The sequence below is a fragment of the Spiroplasma endosymbiont of Aspidapion aeneum genome, from assembly GCF_964031045.1.
Lineage (GTDB): Bacteria > Bacillota_I > Bacilli_A > Mycoplasmatales > Mycoplasmataceae.
This window is the reverse complement of the sequence record NZ_OZ034994.1, coordinates 308,764-332,092: the sequence shown is the minus strand read 5'-3', so window position 1 is coordinate 332,092 and position 23,329 is coordinate 308,764. Positions and strand designations below refer to the sequence as shown.

At 25.1% G+C, this 23,329-nt stretch carries 24 protein-coding genes; 4 read left to right on the top strand and 20 right to left on the bottom strand.

Annotation, left to right across the window (positions count from 1 at the left end; genetic code table 4):
- Window positions 1–537: 537 nt before the first annotated feature.
- From AAHM97_RS01565 to AAHM97_RS01530, 8 genes are all read right to left on the bottom strand, one after another.
- Complete coding sequence (locus AAHM97_RS01565) at window positions 538–687, bottom strand: hypothetical protein (RefSeq protein WP_342269202.1); 150 nt, start codon at window positions 685–687, stop codon at window positions 538–540.
- A 62-nt stretch (window positions 688–749) separates the two neighbouring features.
- On the bottom strand, window positions 750–1,049 hold the full coding sequence (locus AAHM97_RS01560) for a hypothetical protein (protein WP_342269201.1): 300 nt from the start codon (window positions 1,047–1,049) through the stop codon (window positions 750–752).
- A gap of 874 nt (window positions 1,050–1,923) precedes the next feature.
- Window positions 1,924–2,877 (bottom strand): hypothetical protein, encoded by a 954-nt coding sequence (locus tag AAHM97_RS01555; RefSeq protein WP_342269200.1) that lies wholly within the window; start codon window positions 2,875–2,877, stop codon window positions 1,924–1,926.
- On the bottom strand, window positions 2,829–3,038 hold the full coding sequence (locus AAHM97_RS01550; RefSeq protein ID WP_342269199.1) for a hypothetical protein: 210 nt from the start codon (window positions 3,036–3,038) through the stop codon (window positions 2,829–2,831). The genes AAHM97_RS01555 and AAHM97_RS01550 overlap by 49 nt, the downstream gene beginning before the upstream one ends.
- 236 nt (window positions 3,039–3,274) lie before the next feature.
- A complete protein-coding gene (locus tag AAHM97_RS01545; protein ID WP_342269198.1) occupies window positions 3,275–3,637 on the bottom strand; it encodes an ATP-binding cassette domain-containing protein in 363 nt (120 codons plus the stop codon).
- A gap of 85 nt (window positions 3,638–3,722) precedes the next feature.
- Window positions 3,723–4,886, bottom strand: coding sequence for a hypothetical protein (locus AAHM97_RS01540; protein ID WP_342269197.1), 1,164 nt, complete (start codon window positions 4,884–4,886; stop codon window positions 3,723–3,725).
- A 393-nt stretch (window positions 4,887–5,279) separates the two neighbouring features.
- Window positions 5,280–5,765: a PTS glucose transporter subunit IIA gene (locus tag AAHM97_RS01535; RefSeq protein WP_342269196.1), complete on the bottom strand. Its 486-nt coding sequence runs from the start codon at window positions 5,763–5,765 to the stop codon at window positions 5,280–5,282.
- 187 nt (window positions 5,766–5,952) lie between these two features.
- Window positions 5,953–8,166 (bottom strand): PTS transporter subunit EIIC, encoded by a 2,214-nt coding sequence (locus AAHM97_RS01530; RefSeq protein ID WP_342269195.1) that lies wholly within the window; start codon window positions 8,164–8,166, stop codon window positions 5,953–5,955.
- Window positions 8,167–8,492: 326 nt separating this feature from the next.
- On the opposite strand from AAHM97_RS01530, the gene AAHM97_RS01525 reads away from it, so the two are divergent.
- A complete protein-coding gene (locus AAHM97_RS01525; protein ID WP_342269194.1) occupies window positions 8,493–8,771 on the top strand; it encodes a hypothetical protein in 279 nt (92 codons plus the stop codon).
- Between the two features lie 119 nt (window positions 8,772–8,890).
- Here the strand turns inward: AAHM97_RS01525 and AAHM97_RS01520 are convergent, their stop codons facing one another.
- From AAHM97_RS01520 to AAHM97_RS01510, 3 genes are read right to left on the bottom strand one after another with little or no spacing between them, the layout of a single operon-like run.
- The gene (locus AAHM97_RS01520) at window positions 8,891–9,433 is read right to left on the bottom strand and encodes a hypothetical protein (RefSeq protein ID WP_342269193.1); all 543 of its coding nucleotides are present in this window, start codon (window positions 9,431–9,433) and stop codon (window positions 8,891–8,893) included.
- A 37-nt stretch (window positions 9,434–9,470) separates the two neighbouring features.
- The gene (locus AAHM97_RS01515) at window positions 9,471–10,571 is read right to left on the bottom strand and encodes a hypothetical protein (RefSeq protein ID WP_342269192.1); all 1,101 of its coding nucleotides are present in this window, start codon (window positions 10,569–10,571) and stop codon (window positions 9,471–9,473) included.
- Between the two features lie 45 nt (window positions 10,572–10,616).
- Window positions 10,617–11,708 (bottom strand): hypothetical protein, encoded by a 1,092-nt coding sequence (locus AAHM97_RS01510; protein WP_342269191.1) that lies wholly within the window; start codon window positions 11,706–11,708, stop codon window positions 10,617–10,619.
- A 376-nt stretch (window positions 11,709–12,084) separates the two neighbouring features.
- On the opposite strand from AAHM97_RS01510, the gene AAHM97_RS01505 reads away from it, so the two are divergent.
- Window positions 12,085–13,668 (top strand): amino acid permease, encoded by a 1,584-nt coding sequence (locus tag AAHM97_RS01505; RefSeq protein ID WP_342269190.1) that lies wholly within the window; start codon window positions 12,085–12,087, stop codon window positions 13,666–13,668.
- Here AAHM97_RS01505 and AAHM97_RS01500 read toward each other — a convergent pair.
- Both AAHM97_RS01500 and AAHM97_RS01495 read right to left on the bottom strand, forming a co-directional pair.
- The gene (locus tag AAHM97_RS01500) at window positions 13,649–14,011 is read right to left on the bottom strand and encodes a hypothetical protein (protein ID WP_342269189.1); all 363 of its coding nucleotides are present in this window, start codon (window positions 14,009–14,011) and stop codon (window positions 13,649–13,651) included. The genes AAHM97_RS01505 and AAHM97_RS01500 overlap by 20 nt on opposite strands.
- Window positions 14,012–14,034: 23 nt before the next feature.
- Window positions 14,035–15,093 (bottom strand): hypothetical protein, encoded by a 1,059-nt coding sequence (locus AAHM97_RS01495; protein WP_342269188.1) that lies wholly within the window; start codon window positions 15,091–15,093, stop codon window positions 14,035–14,037.
- 141 nt (window positions 15,094–15,234) lie between these two features.
- On the opposite strand from AAHM97_RS01495, the gene AAHM97_RS01490 reads away from it, so the two are divergent.
- Together AAHM97_RS01490 and AAHM97_RS01485 are read left to right on the top strand one after the other, a co-directional pair.
- A complete protein-coding gene (locus AAHM97_RS01490) occupies window positions 15,235–15,423 on the top strand; it encodes a hypothetical protein (protein ID WP_342269187.1) in 189 nt (62 codons plus the stop codon).
- A gap of 150 nt (window positions 15,424–15,573) precedes the next feature.
- On the top strand, window positions 15,574–16,302 hold the full coding sequence (locus tag AAHM97_RS01485) for a type III pantothenate kinase (RefSeq protein ID WP_342269186.1): 729 nt from the start codon (window positions 15,574–15,576) through the stop codon (window positions 16,300–16,302).
- Here AAHM97_RS01485 and AAHM97_RS01480 read toward each other — a convergent pair.
- The 7 genes from AAHM97_RS01480 to AAHM97_RS01450 form a co-directional block, all read right to left on the bottom strand.
- Window positions 16,291–16,794 (bottom strand): isochorismatase family protein, encoded by a 504-nt coding sequence (locus AAHM97_RS01480; RefSeq protein ID WP_342269185.1) that lies wholly within the window; start codon window positions 16,792–16,794, stop codon window positions 16,291–16,293. The genes AAHM97_RS01485 and AAHM97_RS01480 overlap by 12 nt on opposite strands.
- Complete coding sequence (locus AAHM97_RS01475) at window positions 16,787–17,152, bottom strand: hypothetical protein (RefSeq protein ID WP_342269184.1); 366 nt, start codon at window positions 17,150–17,152, stop codon at window positions 16,787–16,789. The genes AAHM97_RS01480 and AAHM97_RS01475 overlap by 8 nt, the downstream gene beginning before the upstream one ends.
- Before the next feature lie 21 nt (window positions 17,153–17,173).
- On the bottom strand, window positions 17,174–17,536 hold the full coding sequence (gene rplT / locus AAHM97_RS01470; RefSeq protein ID WP_342269183.1) for a 50S ribosomal protein L20: 363 nt from the start codon (window positions 17,534–17,536) through the stop codon (window positions 17,174–17,176).
- Between the two features lie 22 nt (window positions 17,537–17,558).
- Window positions 17,559–17,753 carry a 50S ribosomal protein L35 gene (gene rpmI, locus AAHM97_RS01465; RefSeq protein WP_342269182.1) on the bottom strand — a complete coding sequence of 65 codons (195 nt, stop codon included), beginning with the start codon at window positions 17,751–17,753 and terminating at the stop codon, window positions 17,559–17,561.
- A 42-nt stretch (window positions 17,754–17,795) separates the two neighbouring features.
- Window positions 17,796–18,332 carry a translation initiation factor IF-3 gene (gene infC, locus AAHM97_RS01460; RefSeq protein WP_342269181.1) on the bottom strand — a complete coding sequence of 179 codons (537 nt, stop codon included), beginning with the start codon at window positions 18,330–18,332 and terminating at the stop codon, window positions 17,796–17,798.
- Between the two features lie 232 nt (window positions 18,333–18,564).
- Complete coding sequence (locus AAHM97_RS01455) at window positions 18,565–19,452, bottom strand: energy-coupled thiamine transporter ThiT (RefSeq protein ID WP_342269180.1); 888 nt, start codon at window positions 19,450–19,452, stop codon at window positions 18,565–18,567.
- A gap of 495 nt (window positions 19,453–19,947) precedes the next feature.
- Window positions 19,948–22,950, bottom strand: coding sequence for a hypothetical protein (locus tag AAHM97_RS01450; protein WP_342269179.1), 3,003 nt, complete (start codon window positions 22,948–22,950; stop codon window positions 19,948–19,950).
- Window positions 22,951–23,329 lie beyond the last annotated feature (379 nt).

The following is a 23,329-nucleotide window of genomic DNA, read 5'->3' as shown; positions in this document are numbered from 1 at the left end:
CTATTATAATTAGTAAAAAAAAATAACTATCAAAATAGTGGTTATCTCTTTTTTTAGCTTTTAAAATTAAAATGTCACTTACAAAAAGAAATGATATTTTAATTGATAAAAAAACATATTTTAAACTAATCAATCTATTTTTACAATATATTGTAAAAATAGATTGAATGTATTTATTTGTAAGATCGAAAGTTATTTAAATAACCAATCTCTATTAATTAGTATATTAGTTGTTGATAGTATAAAGTAAATATTAAGGATTAATATAGCATTATCAGGGGTAAAGTTATCATCAATATCTATGATACTTCTATTAGTATATGGATATATTAAATATCTAATAAATACTGCAATTAATCCTATTGATAGAAAGGCCAATCCAATAAAAAATAATATAATGTTTGATTTTGTTTTTCTAAGTTTTAAAAAGAAACGACTATCTTTATGTAGAAATCTATCTGCAAATCTAAGTGCAATGTTACCAATAACAAATATAATTCAAAATATAAATGCAAAATATTCTTTAATAAAATATGATTAATCCTTTAATAAAGTTTCAAGAGCGAATAAAGCTGTATATACTGAGCAAAATGTGCAGACAGATGCGATATAAAGACTAAAGTATATGTGATCAATTTTAGAAAGGTCGTTTTTATTTAATTTCTTAGAACTTTCATATGTTAACATATTATATTCCTCCTTTATTATAATATTAGATAGTTTTTATAATAAATTAATTTAAAGAACCTCTAATTTCAATCAAAATCGCTTGGTAATAAAACTAAATTAAACATAATATATTCTAAAAATTGAATTTTTACACCATTTCCTAAATCCATTAATTTAATTTCCGCCGCAGAAGAAATTATACCCAAGGCTACTGCCTCAGCAATTGTAGACGCTTTAGGAATAGCTTCTGTTGCTTCAGAAATTCCCTTTGCTATTTCAGAAGCATCCATTTCACCTTCTTCAATTTTTTCACATAAAGCATGAATAAAATGCAGCGATCATTCCCCAGTAATTCATTCATATCAATGATTTGGATACATTATACCAAATTCACCAGTTTGTTTTTGTGTTTGTCCAAGTGTTGGGTTTTTAGATTGATACTTTTCAAATATTGTTTTATTAAGTTTATATTTTAATATGTAATTAAATAATTATTTTGTTGAATTTATATAATTATAATTATTTTTTGTATTTCTTGTATCACAAGAAATATTTTTGTTCAATTTCTCATTATTTGCATTTTCATTACTATTAATTAATTTTTAATTAACAACAACAGATAAAGGTGTAGCAACTAAAGCTAAACTGCAAAAGCTTGTAATAAATTTTTTCATAAAAATCTCCTTATTATAGATATTTTAAAAATGATATTAAATATTTAACCTTGATATGGATAATTATATAAAAATTAATATTATATTAACTATTTGGGCAATTTCATTTAAAATAATAAGAATAAAATTACCTATAATTATTGTACAATAAAAATAATAAATATGTGTATTTAGTATATTATTTTTTATTATTGTAAAAAAATATCAAAACTTAAATTGATATGCAATTCTATTTATATTCTATGCTTAAATCTAAAATTAGTTTTTTTAAACACTATTTAGAGTTTTGCAATATACACGTTCTTTTTTTTGCTTATTTCTTTCAAATATGGATTATTTCAAAAAAGGTTACCAGTATGTTAGCAATCATTGTATTACATAAGTTTTTATTACTAAATTTAGTGTTTTTAACTCCTTAAATCTATTTAAAAATTATTAAAATCTTTAATTATGTTTTTTGAAATATTTTAGAAATTTTTAGTTTTATTTGAGGTAACAAAATTATTGATGGGAAAGTATCCTTAAAATTGTTATTAAGATTCCAATCTGTAAAAGCATAGTTAACCTTAAGGGGAGAAAGTTAAATAAATATCTCACCTCTTTTTTGTTTGTAAATATAAGTTTGTAATAAATTTTTGTTTTTAATAAATGTTTTGAATGCTTTGTAAAAATCTGAAAGTGAATTAAAGTGATTTCCAACTGATAAATAGAATTGTTCTTTAATTCAACCATTTAATGCCTCTGTTGATGAATTGTGCTTAAAACCAGAATTAGACATTGATATTATAAAATTGTGTTGATGATTTTCATAATTTAGAACTTCATAGGAAAGATTGGCTGAACCTCTATCCATTTGAACTATACAATTTGTGAAGTCATTTTTTGACAGATATTTAGATATACCATATAATGTTGAAACAACAGTTTGTGTATTTTCACTTTCACCGATTGAATATGACACAATTTTTCAAGTAAATCAATCATAAGCAATTTCACATAATAACTTAGTTTTTTTTCCATTTATAAATAGATCCTTAAATCAAGTTCCATCAATACCAATTTTTTGTCCTGGACATGTTGTATATGTATCATTTCCAATTAAGTCATTTCTAATGTTTTGTTTAATTCGCGCTGCCTTACTTCTCTTAGTTCAACGAACAGCTACAGGAAATTTTAGAGGATACTTTAATTGGTATTCTCGAATGATTTTCTGACTAACATTAACATTATATGTAGTGTTTATTCACTTATTTATTGTAAAAGCGCTTTCAGGAGGATTAAATGTTGTATAAAATTTAGTAATCATATCCTCTGCATTAGGATTAACTTTTGATATATATTCAGGGATGAAAGGTGGATAATTTCAGTATTTGAATTCTGATTTTTTTAACAAATTAAAACGTTTTTTGAATGCATAATATTTACTTACAGATACTCCCAATGCATCACACATTTTTTTAACAATCGCAGTTCTTTTAAATTCTTTTATATATATTTTACAAAATGAATGATGCTTATATGGTTTAGTTGTCATCCTCTCCTTCATTTATGTATCTGTCATGAAGGATTGAACTTTTTTAGCACATTATTTTGCATCTTAAGTTTTTCATTTTCCCATTTTAATTCTTTATTTTCTTGCTCCAGTTTTTTCATTTTTTTCTTGTTTAATATTTCTTCAGATTCAATTTTTACCATATATTCTTCTTCTTTTATTGAAGATAATTTTAATTCTTCAATATTATTATACCTAATAATCCAATATTAAATAAGCGGTGAACCAGAAGTTATGTTGTATTTTTTAACTATTTCACAAATTTTCATTCCATTTGAATAGTCTAATATTGCTTGATATTTTGTTTTGTAACTATATTTTTTCATAAAAAAGTAACCTTTCTACTAGTGAGAGTAAATATTATTTCCTCCCCTTAGGGTTACCTTTGCTCAAAATATTTAACGAGCTTATGATAAAAATCATTGTCAATTTTATTTTTAAATTTCAGTGTCAATTCTAAATATTCTTTTCCTGTTAAATATTCAAATAAATATAATTCTCCAGAAATATAACCAATTTCTTTTAAGATTTCTTCTCATTCATTATTAGATTTACTTTGAGAAAATATGATTGACCCCTTATCAATTTTTATAAATTGCATAATTTGTCTAATCAATGTTGATTTGCCTGACCCATTTGGTCCTAGAATTGCTAATGCTTTTCCTTCTTCAATTTTAATATTAATATCAAAATTTCCCATATCTTTACCATAAATTTTATTTAGATCTTTGATATCAATCATAAAATACCTCCAAAAACAATTAGACATCTGACATACATTAATGTTAAATATTGATAATGTTATAAATGATTAAAAAATACTCATTTTATAAAGAAAATTCTAATGAATCTATCGAAGCTTGACACTCAGATCTAGCTCAATAAGCATTATACCATTCTGCATCTGCAGTTACTGATACTTTGATTTTTATATCTAATATATCTCCGTGTCACAACCAATCAAGTTCAATCGAAGATGACATATTGTTAACATTTGAGTATTTTCTCGATACTAATGTTGTTGACTGGCTATTTGTATTTAAATCAATATTTGTCATTGTTATATTTAATTGGCCAATTTTTTGATTTTTACTATCTGAATTTATATTATTTAATACATCTCTGCCATCTTCATTATCCCGTGTATAACCATTTAATTTGTATAAAATTTTAGAGAATGATTCTTGAAGTTTAGCTCTCCCTAATTTGAAATTTATAGATGATCAACTTTCTTTACTTTCGGATTGTGAATTTGAATATGAATCAACTCTTGCTATAGCTGTTGATAACTTACCATTGATATTAAAGTCAGTTTTATATTTAAATACTATAGTTCCCTTAAAATTGCTATTAGAATTAGCCTGAATTGTGGTTGATTGATAATTTATATCAATAAAAGAAACATCTGATAGAGAAACATCTGTCCTTGGATTGGTAGATATAATTTTTGATCAAATATAGTTTTCTTTATCTGTAAAATCATCATTATTTAATATACCCAAATCTGTGCTGCCAAATTCATCAATTAAGTATTTTTTTTCTGCTGAATTATCATTACTTAATGTTACTTCAAATGTCAATTGACCATTAAAATTTCCCTCTCCTGCATATAATATTTCAATACTATATTCTTCATCTCTCCCTAGGTTAGGATAACTCTTTGGAAACTTTAAAAAAAATCAATCATTTGGATTTTTTAAATAGTCTTTTAATATGGTCATAATATTCTTTGATTCTGATTTGTTAAATTTTATTTCCTCTCCCATAATTAATTTAAAAAGTTCGTCATCATTTACTTTGTTGTTGTTCTTGGCAATATCAAAAACATTTATTGTTAATTTTGATAATGTTATATTATTTAGGTCGATAACTTCTTGGTCAATAGATTTGTCATATTCTAATTTATCATTAATTTTATTGTTAATAATACCTGGTGTAAGTGTTGTTGGAAATGTTGTTAATAAACTAAAAATATAAAATAATTTATTCATTGTTTTCTCCTTATTTAATAATTACAATATTAGTATATCATATAAAATAGAAAAAATAGTAAAATATGTTTGTTGATAAGTTAGGATAATATATTCTTTTTTATTAATATTTCCCTTTTATGAAAAAACTGGGTGAGTATAAGGGAGCTGAGTATACTGGAGGTTAAGCATCCATCGCACTTACTTTTCTTACGATATAACTATTAAAATATTTAAGATTTCTTTTATGACTATTATTATCTTAATTTTAGAATGATTTATTCATATATATTTCTAGTATTATAGTAATTATTTTAAGAAAAAAAGATATCGATAATAAAAACCAATTCTAAGGCGAATTGGTTCTGGATTATATCTTATTATCACGATATAATAATTTATTAAAATAAATATTTACTTAACAGTAATTGTTCCAATGTGATCACCAGCAAAAACTGATCCACTTTTTTCAAGTTTGAATGTAAATTCTAAGTTAGTATCACCCTTGTCAACAACAATAGGTGTTGATGATTTTAATTGTGCAGACTTAATTGTATCAAGGTCAACAATCATTATTTTTGATTTAGGTTTTACTTTTTTACCTTCAGAGACTTTCATTTTAAAAGGTTCACCTTTTAAGGTTACAGTGTCTATACCAAAATGCATTAATATTGATATTTCAGTCTCTATATCTTTAAAAAAGATTGCATGCTTTGTTTCAAAGATTTGTTGGATTTGTCCAAAAACTGGAGATAAAACTTTTAATGATCCATGTTCAATTGCTGGATTAATGAAAAAACCATCACCCAACATTTTTTCTGAAAAAACACCATCATCTAATTTTGAAATTTCCTCCACTGTCCCATCGAATGGGGCATATATTTTAAATTCTTTTGCCATAATTATCCTTTCTTTTTGATTAATTATAAGTTAATTATATTTGAATATTTCTTTTTTATGTGAAAAAAATACAATTAATTAAAGAAATTATCTCATTAAAATTAAATAAAATCGTATTTTATTAAATTTTAATATATATAAAGACAAAAAAAATAGTGCCTAAAGGCACTATTTAAATAATAATATGTTAACTACGTCTTCAGATAGTTTCTAAAGCAACCTTAATATTTTGTGCTTCTCCACCATAAATCAGCTGTACACTATTACCGCGTTTTACAACAGCAATTGCTTTTGCTTCTTTAAGAATTTTTTCATCAACTAAGTTACCGTCTTTAACATTAACTCTTAATCTTGTTGCGCAATTATCCAACACAGTAATGTTTTCATGTCCTCCAAGACCTTGAAGTATTTTTTCTAAATAATCATGACTATATCCAGAACTTGATTTACCAATTTCTTTATTGTCTTTTTTGTACATTGCTTTATCAATAAGTTCCATTATTTCAGTTGAATCTTTTGTCAATAAAGTAACATTGTTTTTATCGATAGTAATTGTTTTAATTCCAGAAGTTTTAATAATTCCTTCATTAACTTTTTTAGCAGATTTAACTTTTACTATAAGTGATGTTTTAGTGTCATTGTATTCAGAAATATTGTCTACACCACCTAGACCGTTAATAATTTTTTCTTCTTTAGTAATATCGTGTTTAGTACCAGAAGCTAGAGAAGCAGAAACAGCTTCTAATGCAACATCATCAACTTCGTCTCCTCTTCCTGGTGTTTTATAATCTTTTCAAATAATAATTCCTCAGAATCCAAAGAAGTATGCTGGTGATAGAATTAATAATCCGTATAGTGGAATTCATAATGCTCCACATCTTCCAGCTCACATGTTTGCAATAGTATTTGGACCATGTGTTGCTACCCCATTTGAAAATGAAGGTATTAATCCAAAGAATGAGTAATCAATAAATCCTGCTGCAAAACCTTGCCCAACATTTATGTTTAATGCATAACAAATTGCAAAACTACATCCTGCCAAGATTGCATCATATACATAAAGTAATGGTGCAACAAACAAGAATGAGAACAATATTGGTTCTGTAATTCCTGTTAGGAATGAAGTTGCTGCTGCAGAACCAATAATACCTATTGTTCTTGATCTGTTTTCTTTTTTAGAAAGCATTATAATTGCTGCAGCTCCGAATGGATATCCATATTGCATAAATGCAAATCTACCACTTGAGAACACTGTTCCAACTTCCATAGTAAAGTGATTATATGCTATGTGGTGTATACCAGCAGAATCAGTTCATACTTGACTTGCAATTTTTGAATAACCATCCATACCTAATAATGTCTTATAGGCTGAATCTGATATTTGATACTCTTTTCCCATATAATTCATTTGTTCAAAGAATATATTATATGAACCAGATGTTGTACTTCAACCATTAATTATTCCATCATGAATTTGTTTTGGATCTGGACCAATTCATTGTCCACCAGCAGATGAATATCAAAATGGTGAGTAGAAAACGTGATGTAATCCTGCGGGAATTAATAAACGTTCAATAAAACCAAATATAAATGTTATTGCCATTCCGCTAACTGTTTTACCAGCAGAGTGTTTATTTGCCTCTGTACCACTATCCATAGCAGCTCCAAGTCCACTACCAACTTCATATAATCCTTTTAATATCATAGGTCATACAAAGAATAATATACTTCCCATTATAATCCCCATTAGGAATGTTGCAATTGGGACAAATTTTTCTCCCCCAAAGAATGCTAACACTTTTGGGACTTTAATATTATATGTTTTATTATGAACAAGAGATGTTAATCATCCAACAAGAATACCTCCAAGTACAGATAAATCTAATGTTGGTGAAATCCCATCAACATTTTTTAACATTCCATTATCTTCACCAGTTTTAATTAATCCATTATCTCCACCTAATTTTCATGGATCAAAACCAAGTGTACCAGCGGTTGTATTTGGGATAAATAATGCAGATATTGTCACTTCCATTGTTAAAAATGCAATGAAACCTGCAACAGCAGCTACCCCTTTACTTGCCTTAGCAAAACCAAATGCCACAGATATTGCAAATAATAAACCTAGGTTTGCAAAAATAATATTACCAATTGTTTTAACAACTGTAAAAGTATTAACAATACCTTCACCTCAGTGATTTGTGTCAGCAGCTGACGCAAATCCTCCTCCAATTCCTAAAAATAGACCAGCAATTGGAAGAACTGCGATTGGAAAAACAATAACTCTGGCAACATTTTGTAAATGACCAAAACTAGTACTTTTGAAATTTAGTCATTTTTTTGAAAATGCAGATTGTTCATGATGCTTCTCATGAACTACAACTTCATCTTTTTCTTTCATTTAAGTTCCCTTTCTTACTTTTAATGAGATTTTCTATTTAGTAAGGTAACATAAAATTATTGCTACAAATATTGATATTTAATTTTGACCATAAAAAAAATATAAGTTTTGTCCGTCAACAATAAATTTGTTAGAAATTTATATTATTTCTTTAACAAATATAAACTATCTTACTAAGAAAATTCATTCACAAACTCTTATAATAAACGCATTGAAATAAACATTACAATACATAATTATTATAAACCTATTTATAAAATATAACAACATTTTGCTACATTTTATGTATAATTAAAATAAAGTTTATAAAAAAAATGGGGGTAAAAATGCAATCTTGAGCATTTATGGTGCTAATTATAATGTCATTAATGGAATTTTCTTTGTGAATATTATTTTTTAATTACTGAATTATTAATTCAACAGATTTTGTAAATAAAACTCTTATATGATTATATACATCACTTTTAGCTTTGGCTAACATTATAATTATTTGAATTCCGATATTTGTATTTACAAATCCAGTATCCCTTGCCTGATTTTCATTACCATTAATGTTTATTCCAATTATTATTGGTCATTTTATATTTCATTTTTTTCGTAAATAAAAATAAAAAACATACAAAAATTAATAATAGTAAAGAAAACTATGAATATACAAGTAAGGTAATAGTATTTTTTGGTTTAGTCCAAGGATCTAATTAATTATAATATGTTGTGACTATTATTAGAAATTAATATCACATATAAAGGGCAATATTTCTTTTAACATTTGTTTTTCAGAATCAATAGCAATAAATAAACCATTTTTCATTTTTCAAATATTTAAATTTGGATATGTTAATACTTCTAGAAAAAAATATCTAACATCAGGATTTGACTTCTCATAGTAATTTAATAGTTGGCGCATTTTAGTGTCCATATTTTCTTCAATAATAGTAAGTCCATCCAATGAATGAGAATTTGAATAGTCTTTATATATTTGATCTATTTGTTTATTAGAATTTATCATATATGTTGAGCGAAAATACATTTTTGTTTCAAAATTTCTTACCAAGTAAATATTTTCTAATGTGTTCAAATGAACAAAAGTAGATATAAAGATTCCATGTTTGTTAATTAAATTAATTAAAAATAAATCATTATAAAATTCTTTCTTTTGACCAATATAATAATAAATATCTTGTTTTTCAATTAGCGTTACATTTTTACAATCGTTATTCTTAAAAAAAGAAACAAACTTATTTATACTTTTTTCGTTTAAAATCATTTATATTTCCATTCTATAAGTAATGAAATTACATAGTTTATTTATTTGATAGTTCACGTATCTCATACAATTCATTTATCCATTCTTCAATAGATAAACAAATTTCCTTCCCCATTTTATTGTAAGAATCTTGACCACATTCAGAAAGATAACTAACACGTTTATCTCAAATTAATACATCCTCTGGTAATTTAATCTTTTGAACCTCTGCAACAACAGTTTCATAAAAATTATTAGTGTGCCGCTCAAGTATATCCCTTGTTCTTTCAATAAGATCATCGGTAACTTTTTTAACATCACCTTCAATGACAATGTTAGGAGAAGTGTTATCTGTTATTACCTCACAAGTAAATGTACATACTCATCGAAATATTTGTGAACCCTTAAAAGCAATAATATTTTTTTGAAATTCTGTTAAACGACATTTTCTTTTAATTTCATCTGCAATTTTAATAAGATCCATTACTGCTGGAAATAATAACACTTGTTGGACAGTACCAAAGTTATCAATAGATATTTTATATGGATTTTTCTTTTTTAAATAACTATTAAGATTTTCTATATGTGGCAGTGAATCTTTAGCTCAATATTCACTTTGTTGGATACAAAAATCATTAAATTTTAGTTCATCTTTTATTGTTGAAAAAACTCTTCTAAGTTCATTTGCAGTTAGTAAATTTTTTCAATAAATGTCATAAAAAGAAATAATATACCTTGATGGAGCAAAACTATGTCCATTCATATAATTTGTTCAAACTTTTCTAGTAACAATAGGCTTCCCAGTTCTCTTAAAGGTTAAATAATATTCTTCTGCAAAATTTGTAAATTTAATTGCCTTTAAAAAAGTTGACTCTATCCCTCATGATTTTTCATTTAATATTCTAATAAAATTAGCATGAGTTTTTGCCAATAATTTATCAATATATTTATTTGTTAAAGCGACTGTAACACGCTTTAGTCTCTTATCAAAACAACAAATATATCCATTTTTTTCACTTGTTTTATGTAATTTTATAAATTTTGCACCAAGTTTTTTGTTAAGTAACTCAACGAATTCATCTGAATAAGTATTTAGTTTAATTTTTGCACCTTTTACTTTACTTACTAACTGCAAATATGACTGATTAATATAATCCATATTAAAATTTCCATCCTTATACATATTATTATATCAAAAATAAATTTATTTACTTGTTTTTTTAGCAAGCCACAATTCTAGAGTGTTACACAATATTTTACCTATTTTTTGAAGGTATTCGTTATCTAATAATTCAAGGTTATATACAAATTCTTTTAAACTTTTAATTTCAGATTCCTTTCTAAATTCTTTTAAATAATATATTATATCTCCTATAGATTTAATAAAGTAATTAACAACAACCCTACCAATTATTTCGATATTATCTTCAATATATTGAATTTTTTCATGTTCAGATTCAATAACATTTTTAATTAAATTTTGGATACAAAAATATATATTTCAAATAAAATCATAAATTTTAAATATAAATAACTTTTTATGAAACTCTGGTGTATAATATTTTTTAAAAATTCTTGAAGTTATTAATTCAATATCAAAAAATACTGGTTTGTTTAACATTTCAATACTAATTCCTAATTTTTTATATGTAGTTCTATTTAGAATTTGTCGATCTAAATTTGGAAAAAATTTTTCATTTTGTTTTTTTAAATCATTTTTTATTTCTAAAATTTGTTCATTAAAAAATTTTACATAGTCCTCTTTTTTATTTTCTCCAGATAAATTTAAGAAATTAATAACATTCTTTCTATCAATTATGTTCATTCAATGTTTACCAAAAATGGAGTTTGAGTAGTCTTTATTTAAATTTTGTCTTCCACAAAAATATGCTTCGTGTTCTTCGGCGCTAAATCAAGGCCTAAATTTTTTCTGAAATTGTTTGTAATAAAAGTAACCAAATCGTGTTGATTTCATCGCTTGTAAAAATGAAATTTCCTCATCCCAATTCATTTCAATTATAAGTTCTTTATAAGCATCGTGTGCTTTAACAACTAATGAATTTACTTTTTTATTACTATATAATTTTGACACATTAACTTTCTTTAGTCTAGTGTCCATTGTTCTTAAAAGACTTTTATTTTGACCAACTTGTTGTCAAATAACATATTCATGTAATAATTTATTATCCAAATATTCAATAAATTTTTGGGTTCCTGGAAAGTCAACAAACCAGACACTTCCTTTTTTAAATATTTTTGAGCCACTAAAACTCGTATTATCAGCATTTGTACTCATAAACAATGCACCTTCTCTACTAATACAATAATTAATTTTTGTTCTTTTTTTATTATATCATATCTGAATGTTAAATTGCCACTTACAATTGAAATTAGGTTTAATAACATCAAGATGAAAATATTTCTATTTTTTGATTTTAAAAATAATTTCATTTTTATTACAAATTCAAACTTAAAATTAACAATTTTTTTACAATATTATTATATATTTATTATTTAAAATTACACTCTTTTTATTAAAATTTCTTCTTGAAAATTATTTTCACCTTATTGCACACTTTTTTTAAAAACATATATATTTCTTTGATATAATATTTTTATTGACATTATTTATAGTTTAATGAATATAAATAAAAATAAAAGGAAAATATATAGTGGATAATATTGAAAAAAAGTTTAATTTAAAAGAATTAATATGAATGGGTTTTAATTTTATATGTAGTATTGCATTTACATTAGTCTTTGCAACAATGCTAATTGCTCAAGATGGAAGTGGGTATGGGCTAGGTATTAATCTTGTGTGAATTTTTGCACTTGATGGTTTAATGGCAGGAATTTGTGGATGGGCATATAATCGAATGTCACAGACGCATAAATCTGGAAATGGAGGGGCTTATATTTATATAAGAACATCCTGAGGAAGTTATGCTGGTTTTTTAGTTTTATTTGCTCAATATACAACTACACCAATAATAATAACATCGCAATTGGTTTCAATGATAAGATCTAATTTTGTTGGATCTGACACATTTTTAGATGCTGCATCGATATTTGGTAACTGGTCTAATCTTTTTTGAGATAGTGTTGGTGTCTTTGTATATTTATTGTCAGCATCAATTCTTTTTTTTGGAATTAAATTTTTAAAAAAGTGACTAAACTGATCAAGTTATATTAAATGAGGATCTACTGGTATTTTGATAATTGCGGCAATTATTCTTTTTTGTATGGATGCAAAAACAAATATTAATGATAATGTTTCTCATTCTTCAATAGAACTACACAGTTTTACAACAGCATTTACATCATCTTTCTTTTTCTTCTTAGGATTTGAAACATATGCTACAATGGGTCAAAATGTTGTTAATCCAGAAAAAAATATTGGTAAATCTGTAATTATTGTTATGGTTCTTTCGACAGCTTTTTACATTATTGTAACAATTATATTTTTAGGAGCACTTTCAGCTCATTATTCTTCTAACCCAAATTTACAAATTTTTAAAATCTTAGGTGATAAAACAAATAAATGAATTAATTGGATTGGTGTCATTATTATGCTATTGTGTACATTTTCTTTAAAAAGCAATTCTGTTACACAAATGACACTATATTCTGGAGCAATGATTGAATCATTTTCACGTGAGGGATATTTTTCTGAAAGATATAAGGAACTTGATGAAGAAAATATTCCAAAAAAAGCAATAAAACTCAACATTGTAATTACTATCCTTTTTTTAATTATTATTCTTTTGATACCAGATTTTATTCAAGGCCTAATGAACAATAAAAACCCTGTATTAGCTTTTTCATCATTTACTGGTGAAGTTAGTTTAATTTTAATAATTATTTATTTATCTGTAATATTAACATGCTTAAGGCTTTCATTTACAAAAAAAATCAAATCAAATTGATTTGAAATTCTTCTTTGGTCGTTAGCATTTATGTTTTTAGTATTTCAATTTGAAGAATTTTTTAGAGGTAACATTAAAACATTGGCATATTGTCTCTCACAGAAAAATATCTCAAATGATGATATATTAGTTATTATTGGTTCAACAATTCAAATAGGATTGGTTGTTATAACATTTACATTTGGCCTATTATGATACAAGCTATATTACAAACCTAAATATATTAAACGGTTAGAAAATAATCCAGAAATACAAGAGAATCTTAATAAGGAATTTGTACTGATTTCTAATATACCTATGGATGTCAAAACTAATCATTTGGATAATTAACAAATTTTATTTTCTTAATATGAGGACTACAGTTATCGCATTTTTTTAATGAAAATATTATCTTATAATCAATCAAAATATTTTGATTTTTTTTAAATTGTCCTTTTAAAATTAGATATTTATGTCATTCGGTATGGTCCATTCTCAAAGAAAAATGCGCACGACAAAAATCTGTTATTTGAAATATCTTTTCATTTTCAATGGCAATCAAAATATTTTTCTCAGGATTACACTCGCATAAGCAAATTATATCACCACATTCTCTTTCATAACCTGGTGTTGCATCACAACCACATGTTGAACAATAACTATTATAATCTTTTGCATATTTACATAAAGACATTAACATCAACCCCTTTTTTATTTTTATTTAAAAATTTTTACACCTATTAAATAAAGCCTTATATAATCACAAATGCTTTTTGCAATATTTTTTTCTTCGGTATTAATAAATTTTGCAAGTTCTTTTAAATTATTAAATCCAAAATTTTTTAAATTGATATATTTATTAGATTCATTTATTATTTTATCATGTAATCTAACCAAAAATGTTGTATAAATATCAATTAATTCGTCATGCATAACCGGATTTGATTGGATAAAAAAACCATAAAAGAATCATAGCTCTCTAACTATAATAGCGATATTATTGCTTACAGAATCTATTATACAGGCCATAATTAATTGCATTAATAATACCTGTGATTCTTCTAATTTATCATCTATATATCTTTGACGTAAATATTCTTCTAGAAATGATGTGTTATCAATTGTAAAAATATCAATGAAAACAAACCTAAAAGCGTGATTTGATTCTAATTCTTCTACACACCTTTCTGACCTTTCGTAAATATCATTAATTGCCTTGTTTAGAAAAATGTCTAATTTAGTGTTTAAAATTCCATCGTACTTTTGATAGTATTCCTCTAAAAAAGAATATTTTCATAATTTTATAATATTTTTTTCATCAATTTGTTTTTCTTGGTCTCAAAGCAACATTGACTCTAACATCTCTCCCTCTGGAGAAGAAGAACTTACTTCTCTCAATAATTTTGATAAAATGTTATCAACAAATTTATTATCATTTAACGCTTTCACAAAAGACTTTGAAAAAAGTTCTGATTTAGTGTATTCATTTTTAAATGAAGCGTGACATCTAGCGATTAAATAATCTAAATCAATATTTGTATTATAACCATTACTTTTTTTAAAATTATCATCTACAAATCGCACAAATTCACTATTTTCATCTTCATATCAATATATAACATCTTTATTATATGATAACCGCTGGTTAAGAACTGATAAAAATTCCCCGGTTTTAGTAAAAGACTCTATTTTAGCAGTAATATTAAAATCACCACTACTATCTTTTATCCAATCATCTTTTTTGATTGGAACTACTACTTTATTAAGTTTTTTCATATTTAAATCCTTATGTATATATTTTACTTGTAAATCAATATAAATATAGGATTTTTTTCAAATAACATATTTTAGTGTATTTTTTATTAAAAATATAAAAAAAGTGGTAAAATAAAAAGGTGATTATGAAAGGAGAATAATATGGCTGAAAGAGGAAAAATCGATGAAATTCAAGAAGAAATTGGTGCAATAGACCAAGAACTTGAAGCTAAAAAAGAGGAAAAAATTGAAAAAGTTACTGAACTAGTTGAAGAAATTGAAAATGAAATTTCTGAACTAGAGGAATTGAAAGATCAATATACTGTTGAATTAGATTCAATGGACAAGTAAATTAAATACCTCATTTAAAATAAAAAACCAGTATAAAATACTGGTTTTTTATTATTAATTTAAAAAATGGTATCTGTCTTTTATGCTATATTTTATTACATAAAAGACAATTACTTGTAAATATTTTATATAATATTAATAGTGAAAGATATGAAAACATTATTAATAGACATTGGAAATTCAACAGTTGATTTTAGAGTATTAGGTGATGGTAAAATAGAAAAATTGTTACGTCCTAATACATCTAATGTTTTTTATCAAAATTATAAAGTTTACCTTGATTATTTGAAGGGTATGAAAATAAATAAAATTATATATTCTTGTGTAGTGTTGATGTATGACGAAATTATAATTAATTTAGCAAGAGAATTAGGTATTGAGGCTAAAAAAGTAACATATAAGGATTTGGACGAAAAATTATTAGATATTGATGATAAAACACAAATTGGTGGTGACTTTATAGCTAATTTTATTGCAATAAACGCTATGAAAAAAAGTGATTATCTGTGTATTTCTATGGGGACCGCAACAACATTTTTTTTAGTTAAAAATGGTATTTTTAAAGGAGCAACAATATCACCTGGAATAGAAATTGGAGCAAAATCCTTATTTTCTAATGCAAATTTATTAAGTGAAGTGCCATGAAAGGAGACTGAAGACCTGATTGGAAAAAATACAAATGATGCATTAACAATAGGAATCGTTAATTCTCATTTTTATATGATTGATGCAATGATAAAAAAAATAAAAGAAAAATACAACATCAAGGATGTTGTATTCACTGGTGGAAATTGCTATAAGGTATTAAGCTTGATTAAATATAATCAATATAATTTTATTGAAGACCTTATTTTCCAGGGGTTAAAATTATTTGCCTAATATAAAATTTTTATCAATTGGTTTTGAGAGTTCTAAATTAACCGATGCTTTATATTTAAATCTTAGTGCATCTAAATAAGTAGCATTTACACATATATCAAGTGCAAGTCCACAAATTTCTAATTCATTAATTTTATTCTTTAATAAAAAGTTGTTCAAAGCAGATTTAATATTTTTTCCAATATAAAAAGCAGAATAACTATCTTCATTAATATTTATTCCCTTTTTAATTACCAAATCATCTGGATTTGGGGCAATACAAAGTTGAGCCCCTAATGTATCCCTGACACAATGAACAGGTCATTCTTTAAAAGATATATGTTCTAAGGGATGTCAATCTTGCGAAAAAATTACTAAATTATTATTTTCACGATATTCTTTTATTCTAGCTATTATTTTATCTTTTAACAGTTCACCACCAGGAACATATAGTGTTCCTTGAGGATCGGCGAAGTCAAATTGATAATCAACAACAATTAATGCTTTAGTCATTTTTAAGATCCTCTTCTGTAATATTTTTTCAAATAAGAGTTTTTATTCTTTTAATAACTTTTGACATGTTAGCCTTTGTTTTAATATCTGCTTTGAAGCAATTGTAATGAATTGCAATGATATTAGAATAAGAATTATAATTTTTTTTCAATTTTGAAGAATTAATAAAATCTATGACCCACCCAGTTTCATTTTTACTATCTTGATAATAATCATCTTTTTTCATAACAAATTTGCACAAATAACACATTTTTAATGATTTATCATCAACATCTATTAAATCAATTGCATTAGTTCATGCCCATTCCATATCTTCAAGTTCAAAAATTATATTATTATCTTTATCAATATAAGGCATTTTAAAACATACTTCTAACTATTATTTTTTTTCTAATGCTTTTTTTGCAGCATCAACTATTTTTGCAAAATCACTTGGTTGATTAATCGCCAATTCTGAAAGCATTTTTCTATTAATATCAATGTTTGCTAGTTTAATACCATTCATAAATTTTGAATAACTTAATCCATATTCCCTTACAGCAGCATTAACCCTAACTATTCAAAGTCTTCTAAAATCACGTTTCTTTTGTTTTCTTCCCACAAAAGCATAGGCATATGATCTAATTACTTGTTCATGTGCCTTCTTAAAACTACTTTTTTTAGTTCCAAAATAACCACGAGCAGCTTTTATCCAACGTTTTCTTCTTTTTCTTGTTACTTTTCCAAATTTAACTCTGGCCATAAATTACCTCATTTCTACAAGATTAGCCTTGTAATAACCCTTTCAATCTTTTCATATCACTTTTAGACACAAATGTAGCTTTTTCTAAGTGTCTTTTTTGTTTTGTTGATTTATTTTGGGCCAAGTGGCTACGATATGCTTTACTTCTTTTTAATTTACCGTTACCAGTTAACTTAACTCTTTTTTTAAGAGCTGATTTTGTTTTCATTTTTGGCATAAATATCTCCATTTCCTTACCTATTTATTATCTTATTTATGTTTACTTATCTTTTTTTGGAACAATATACATATCTAAAAATCTACTTGTTAATTTAGCCTCTTTTTCAATTTTTGCAATGTCTTCTAATCTAGAGAAAAACTTATTAAGAGTTTCTTGTCCATATTCAAAGTGGGTTATTTCTCGTCCTTTAAATTTTAAAGAAATTTTGACACGATCGCCACTTTCTAAAAATTCACGAGCTTTTCTTGCCTTTGTGTCCATATCATGAGCACCAATACTAACAGTTAGCCTTATTTCTTTGTTTTCGACTTTTACTTGTTTTTGTTTGTTTACTTTTGCCTTGCGCTTTTGTTCATACTTGAATTTTCCATAATCAAGGATTTTAGCTATTGCAGTCTTTTTGTCTTGATGACCAACCTGCAAGAGGTCTAAATTCTTTTCCCTTGCATATTCTAAAGCCTTAGATCTTTGTAAAGGTCCAACCTTTGAACCATCTTCTTCAATAATTAGAATATCAAATGCTCGTATCTGACCATTAACTATATCCCCTTTTTCTTTTTCTCGTTCTTCAACCATTAAACCTCCGGTTATTTTAAAAAATAAAAATGTGCGTCTTTGAAATAAAAAACAGGCACATTCTGAGAATAAAAATATAAATAAAATATAAACTTAATTCATCAAAACCATTTCTTTTTCATAATGGTGAGCGCTTGCTTCTTTTTTCAATAATTATATTATATACTAATAGATTTTAAAATTTTAAAAAAATCCCTATTTTAAAATAGAAATTTAATTTTTTCTAATAATTTTAATTTAAAAATCACATTTTTTGATTCAAACGATGACATAAGATTGGCACAATGGCTATAAATATGCAAAAATCACAAATTACATTAAAGGCATTAAAAATTATTGAATATGAAAATCTATTCAACATTACATAATCATCTGAAAATCAATACATAATCCCTGAAGTTATTCTTGATATATAAAATATTACAGAAATTGTTAATATTATAAGTATTCAATAATAAGTTGATAATTTTTTATCTTCTTCTTCAAATTTGAACAAACTTACAAAGCTGCAAGCGATTATACAAAAGCCATAGTCTAAGTAATATTGAAAGGGATTTAGAACATATACACCTGGAAAAAATATTGTTAAAACTGAACAAATAATTGATAATGATAGTGAATATCTAAACTTATTATAGAAAGCAAAATATATAAGTAATATATAACCAACTGGGATTTCAATGAATTCTGGTAAAACAATAAAACTCACAATTAAGAAACTAATGCAATAAAGACCAAGAAAAATTCCCATTAAAATTGATGTTCTTATTATTGAAAATCTATTTTGATGATATTCTTCAACCTTATGTTTTTTTTCTAAAAAAATTATAAACGGGTTTAAAAAGAATAAAGCTGTGATGTACTTAAATTTGTCTTCAATTATATATTGCTTATAAATTATATATAATAAAAATATAGATAATAAAAAATAAACTACAAAAAATATAGATAATAATGTAATAATAACAACAAAATTAAATATGCTTATTTTAGAAATATTGGCTTTGTAGATTTCATTTATAAATATAAAGAATATTATTATTAAAGCAATAATAATTGTTGTATATATTAAATGGTAAATTAGTGCTATCTTATTTAAATGTTTGTAATTATTTTTCATAACTTAATAATAACATAATTTTTCTTTATATATGGTTTTATAGATAACTAACACCTTTTTAATAAATAAATAAATTGTACTCTAGCGCAGTTATTTTACATTATTTCAAAATGAATGAAGGTTTTAAAAATAAAAATACTATTATATGATAAGATAATTTCTAGTATTGTATGTGCTAAAATAAATAAATCTTTTGCATTATTTGTTTATTAGTTAATCATCATATTGTTGTATTTTTTGACTCTTTATTATTGAAAAGATATAAATACAATAAAATTATAAGTATTATCAAAAACTAAAAAATAATCCCAATAATGTATACATAATTGAAATTATTTTGTCTGAGGATACATCTAAAAAAATAGATAAGTACATTATCATAGAAATTATACATTCTATCTAATAATGATATTGTGTTTATTGTTAAAATTTTTTTTAATAACTTAATAACCTCTATAAATTATAATCACATAGACAATTTTTGACTACTAATTTTTAATTATCAAAAATATTTCCTGGGAATCAATATTTATATTCAAATATTTTTAATACAAAGGCTGAAGCGCCGTCAATTTTTTTTGATTTATCACCAATATTAACAGTAATATCAGAATATTTTCCATATGATGTTAATAATTTAACAACAGGATCAGTATCATTATTATGAATTCAAGAATGGACTGTAACCTCTTTAATTGCAAAAATCATACCATTGTCACTGGAGTTGGAAAAAGATGAAATTAGAGGTCCAGTCCCTCGAGATGACTTAAAACCTGCCTCCCCAAGAATATTTATAACTGCATTTGGGGAATAAAAGTTATCACAATTTCAAATTATTGCACTACTATCAAGATTAATACTATCGCTATCATTTATGGTTGCATTATGTTTAATAGTTAATCCCTTCAGATTATCAAAACCTAAGTTTTCATAATAGCACTCACTTTTTGAAAATATAACTCCGACAGATTCGAAAATATTTGATGCATTAGTGATATTTACAGAACCTTCAACATTTACCTGACCAATAATGCCGGTTGTAATTGTGTTAATTAATCCAGTACCAGATCCTGAAAGTGAAGAAGCATAAATATTAACATCCTTCATGAAATTAATTTTTTTATCTTCTGATATTCTTGAGGCGTTAAATTTAATGCCTCCATATTGTTCACTTATAACACCAGACGCTTCAGAAGAGTTATCATTACTTGCAAAATAATTAACGTTTCCTTTGAATAATATGTTTCCATAAATAATGTTTGCATAAGAAACAGAAATAACTCCTCTTCCAATTACATTTATATCACCATCAAAAGTAACATTTCCAACCATACTCCAGTTATTGTTAAACATAAATGGTGATTCACTACCAGAATAATTATAACCATCTGCAAATTCTAAATTAGGAGCACTATCTACACTAAAGTCAAATTGATAAGTAACACCAATTGATCTATTTTCAGCATTTTTACTAACAAAATAATTTACAGACCCAGAAGTTTGTGTGTTTGAAATTTCATAATTTCCTGAGCTAGCATCTTTTCCAACATATGTTCCATAATAAATATCTAATGTAAAGGAATTTCCATCACTTGTTAGTGTTAGTGTTATTTTGCCTTGTTCTACATCTTTTCCTTTTTGACCAATAAGTTTCATTTTAATATAATAATTGTCATCTTTTTTTTCTAAATTATTTTCAACTGCTAATATATCTGTTTTATCGCTTGATATTGCAGCATTTGCTAGCTTATCTTTGTTATCAGCAGAAACACTAAATGTATCAAAAGATAGATCTTCATCTGTTAAATGAATTGAATTAGATAATGTGTCTCCCTGATTTGTTGTTCCATCTACTCCATTGTATGGAATTGAACCTCTTGTGAATTTTACATTGTTTGCTATTGTACCAGAGGCTGCATAATTAAAAACAGCTGTTGCACAACATACATTTCCAACTTTATCATAAAATCTAGAAACAAAATGGATTTTTCCTTTATTTACTTGATCTGTTAGCTTATTAATATTTAAAGTTAGATTATTATCAGTCCCAACTGAAATGTTATCAATTGAAAAGGCTGCTATTTTTGAAAAAGAAGTTTTTGAATCTAAAGCCTTAAAAATTTTAGCATTATCCTCTTTTGAAAGATCAAGGTTTTTAAGGATACTCCAACTATAATAGTCATCATCATTATTTTTTGGATTATCTGCAATTGTTAATGTATCTTTATATGTATATCCAGCTTTTGTGATATCATCTAAATTAGCTGATGTTGTAATAGTTATAGATTGGGGTGCTGGCTTATCTGTTTGCCAATCATCAAATGCATTATTAGTAGATGAATATTTACTAGTATAGCCTATATCAGTATCTGAGGGTTTGTCATATTTACCTCCAGGGCTAAATCTATTTTCTTTGTAATTAAAGCTTTGATTTGCATAATAAACAAAGTGACCCGAACTAAAACGAATATCTATTGTAATATTCCCATGTGCATAACTTAATGTTGGGGCCGTAAATTTAATATTAAGAGTAAAAGATACGTCATCTTGCTGTTGAGAATAACTTGGAGTTGCAGTAAAATCACCATCACTATTGTTACTAAAAGTTATTTTTGGTTTAGATTTTTGGATATCACTAAAAGGAATATTATCTTTAAATTTAACAGTAAAATCATAGTCTTTTTTAACCTTAAAATCAATATCATCATTATTAGATTTTTCTATTGTAAAAGTTCTAACTCCTTTAAAAGGATTAAAGGTAATATCTCCTGTATTTGAAGTATAATTTGCCGAGGTGTTTAATAATGTGAAGGTAACTGTACCGAGCTTGTATTCTTCATCTTTACCTGATAGATTTGGTAAGTGTGAATAGTTAACATTAACATATATATCTCCATTTTCTTCAACTTCGCAACCATTTAATAAGTAATTAATATCTGTATTTTCTTCATCTTTTGATTTCATATTGATTGTAAAGTCTTTATAGTCTAAGTTTGAAAATTTTTGATAATCTGTTAAGTTTCCTACCTTTATTTTTTCAGCAAGTGGGTCAATTGTTTTTTTATCTATATCCCAAGTAACTTTATATTGTGAAAAATCCATAACTGTTATGTTAAATGATCCTTCTTTAATGTCTGTGGTTTCCAAATTTGTAAATTTAACTGTTACTTTTGTAGTTCCCGCACCGGTTCCACTTAATTGAATTGTTTGGTAATTTTTATTAGTTTGATTTTTTTGTGTATCAACATATTTTGCAATCGCAGGATTATCAATAATAACACTACAATTTTTAGTGTATTCACCTTTTACTAAATCTGCAAAATTAGAAATATTAACACTAATTGTTCTTCCAAGCAAAACAGTGTAATCTGATTTTTCAAATTTAACATCATTTTTTGTTTCTTTTTTTGGGTTTTTTGCTTTAGAACAAGAAACCAACATATTTGTCGATGGGACAAATAAACTTATCGAACTTAATAATATCATTATTTTTTTCATTTTTTTCACACTTTCTAAATCAAATATTTTTTGTTAATGTGTTCTTGATAGAAATGATGAATAACAATTATTTTTTTAATTATAGCATATTTTTTTATATAAATCTTTTTTTTATAAAAAATTAAAAAAATATAAAGAATAAATAGAAATAGATAAAACTTAATTGGCTAATATGATCTCTTATTTACACAATAATAAAAAAACATTTTGTACACTTAATAAAATCTATTTAATTAGGATTACTCTTTTTTCTATTGATATAAGATTTGATAAAACTATTTAAATAAGATATTAATAAATATATCAAAAAGATTGAATCGCTCTAAGTAGACCAATAATGAAAAAAGGAATATAAATCCAAAATATTCTGATTTTAAAA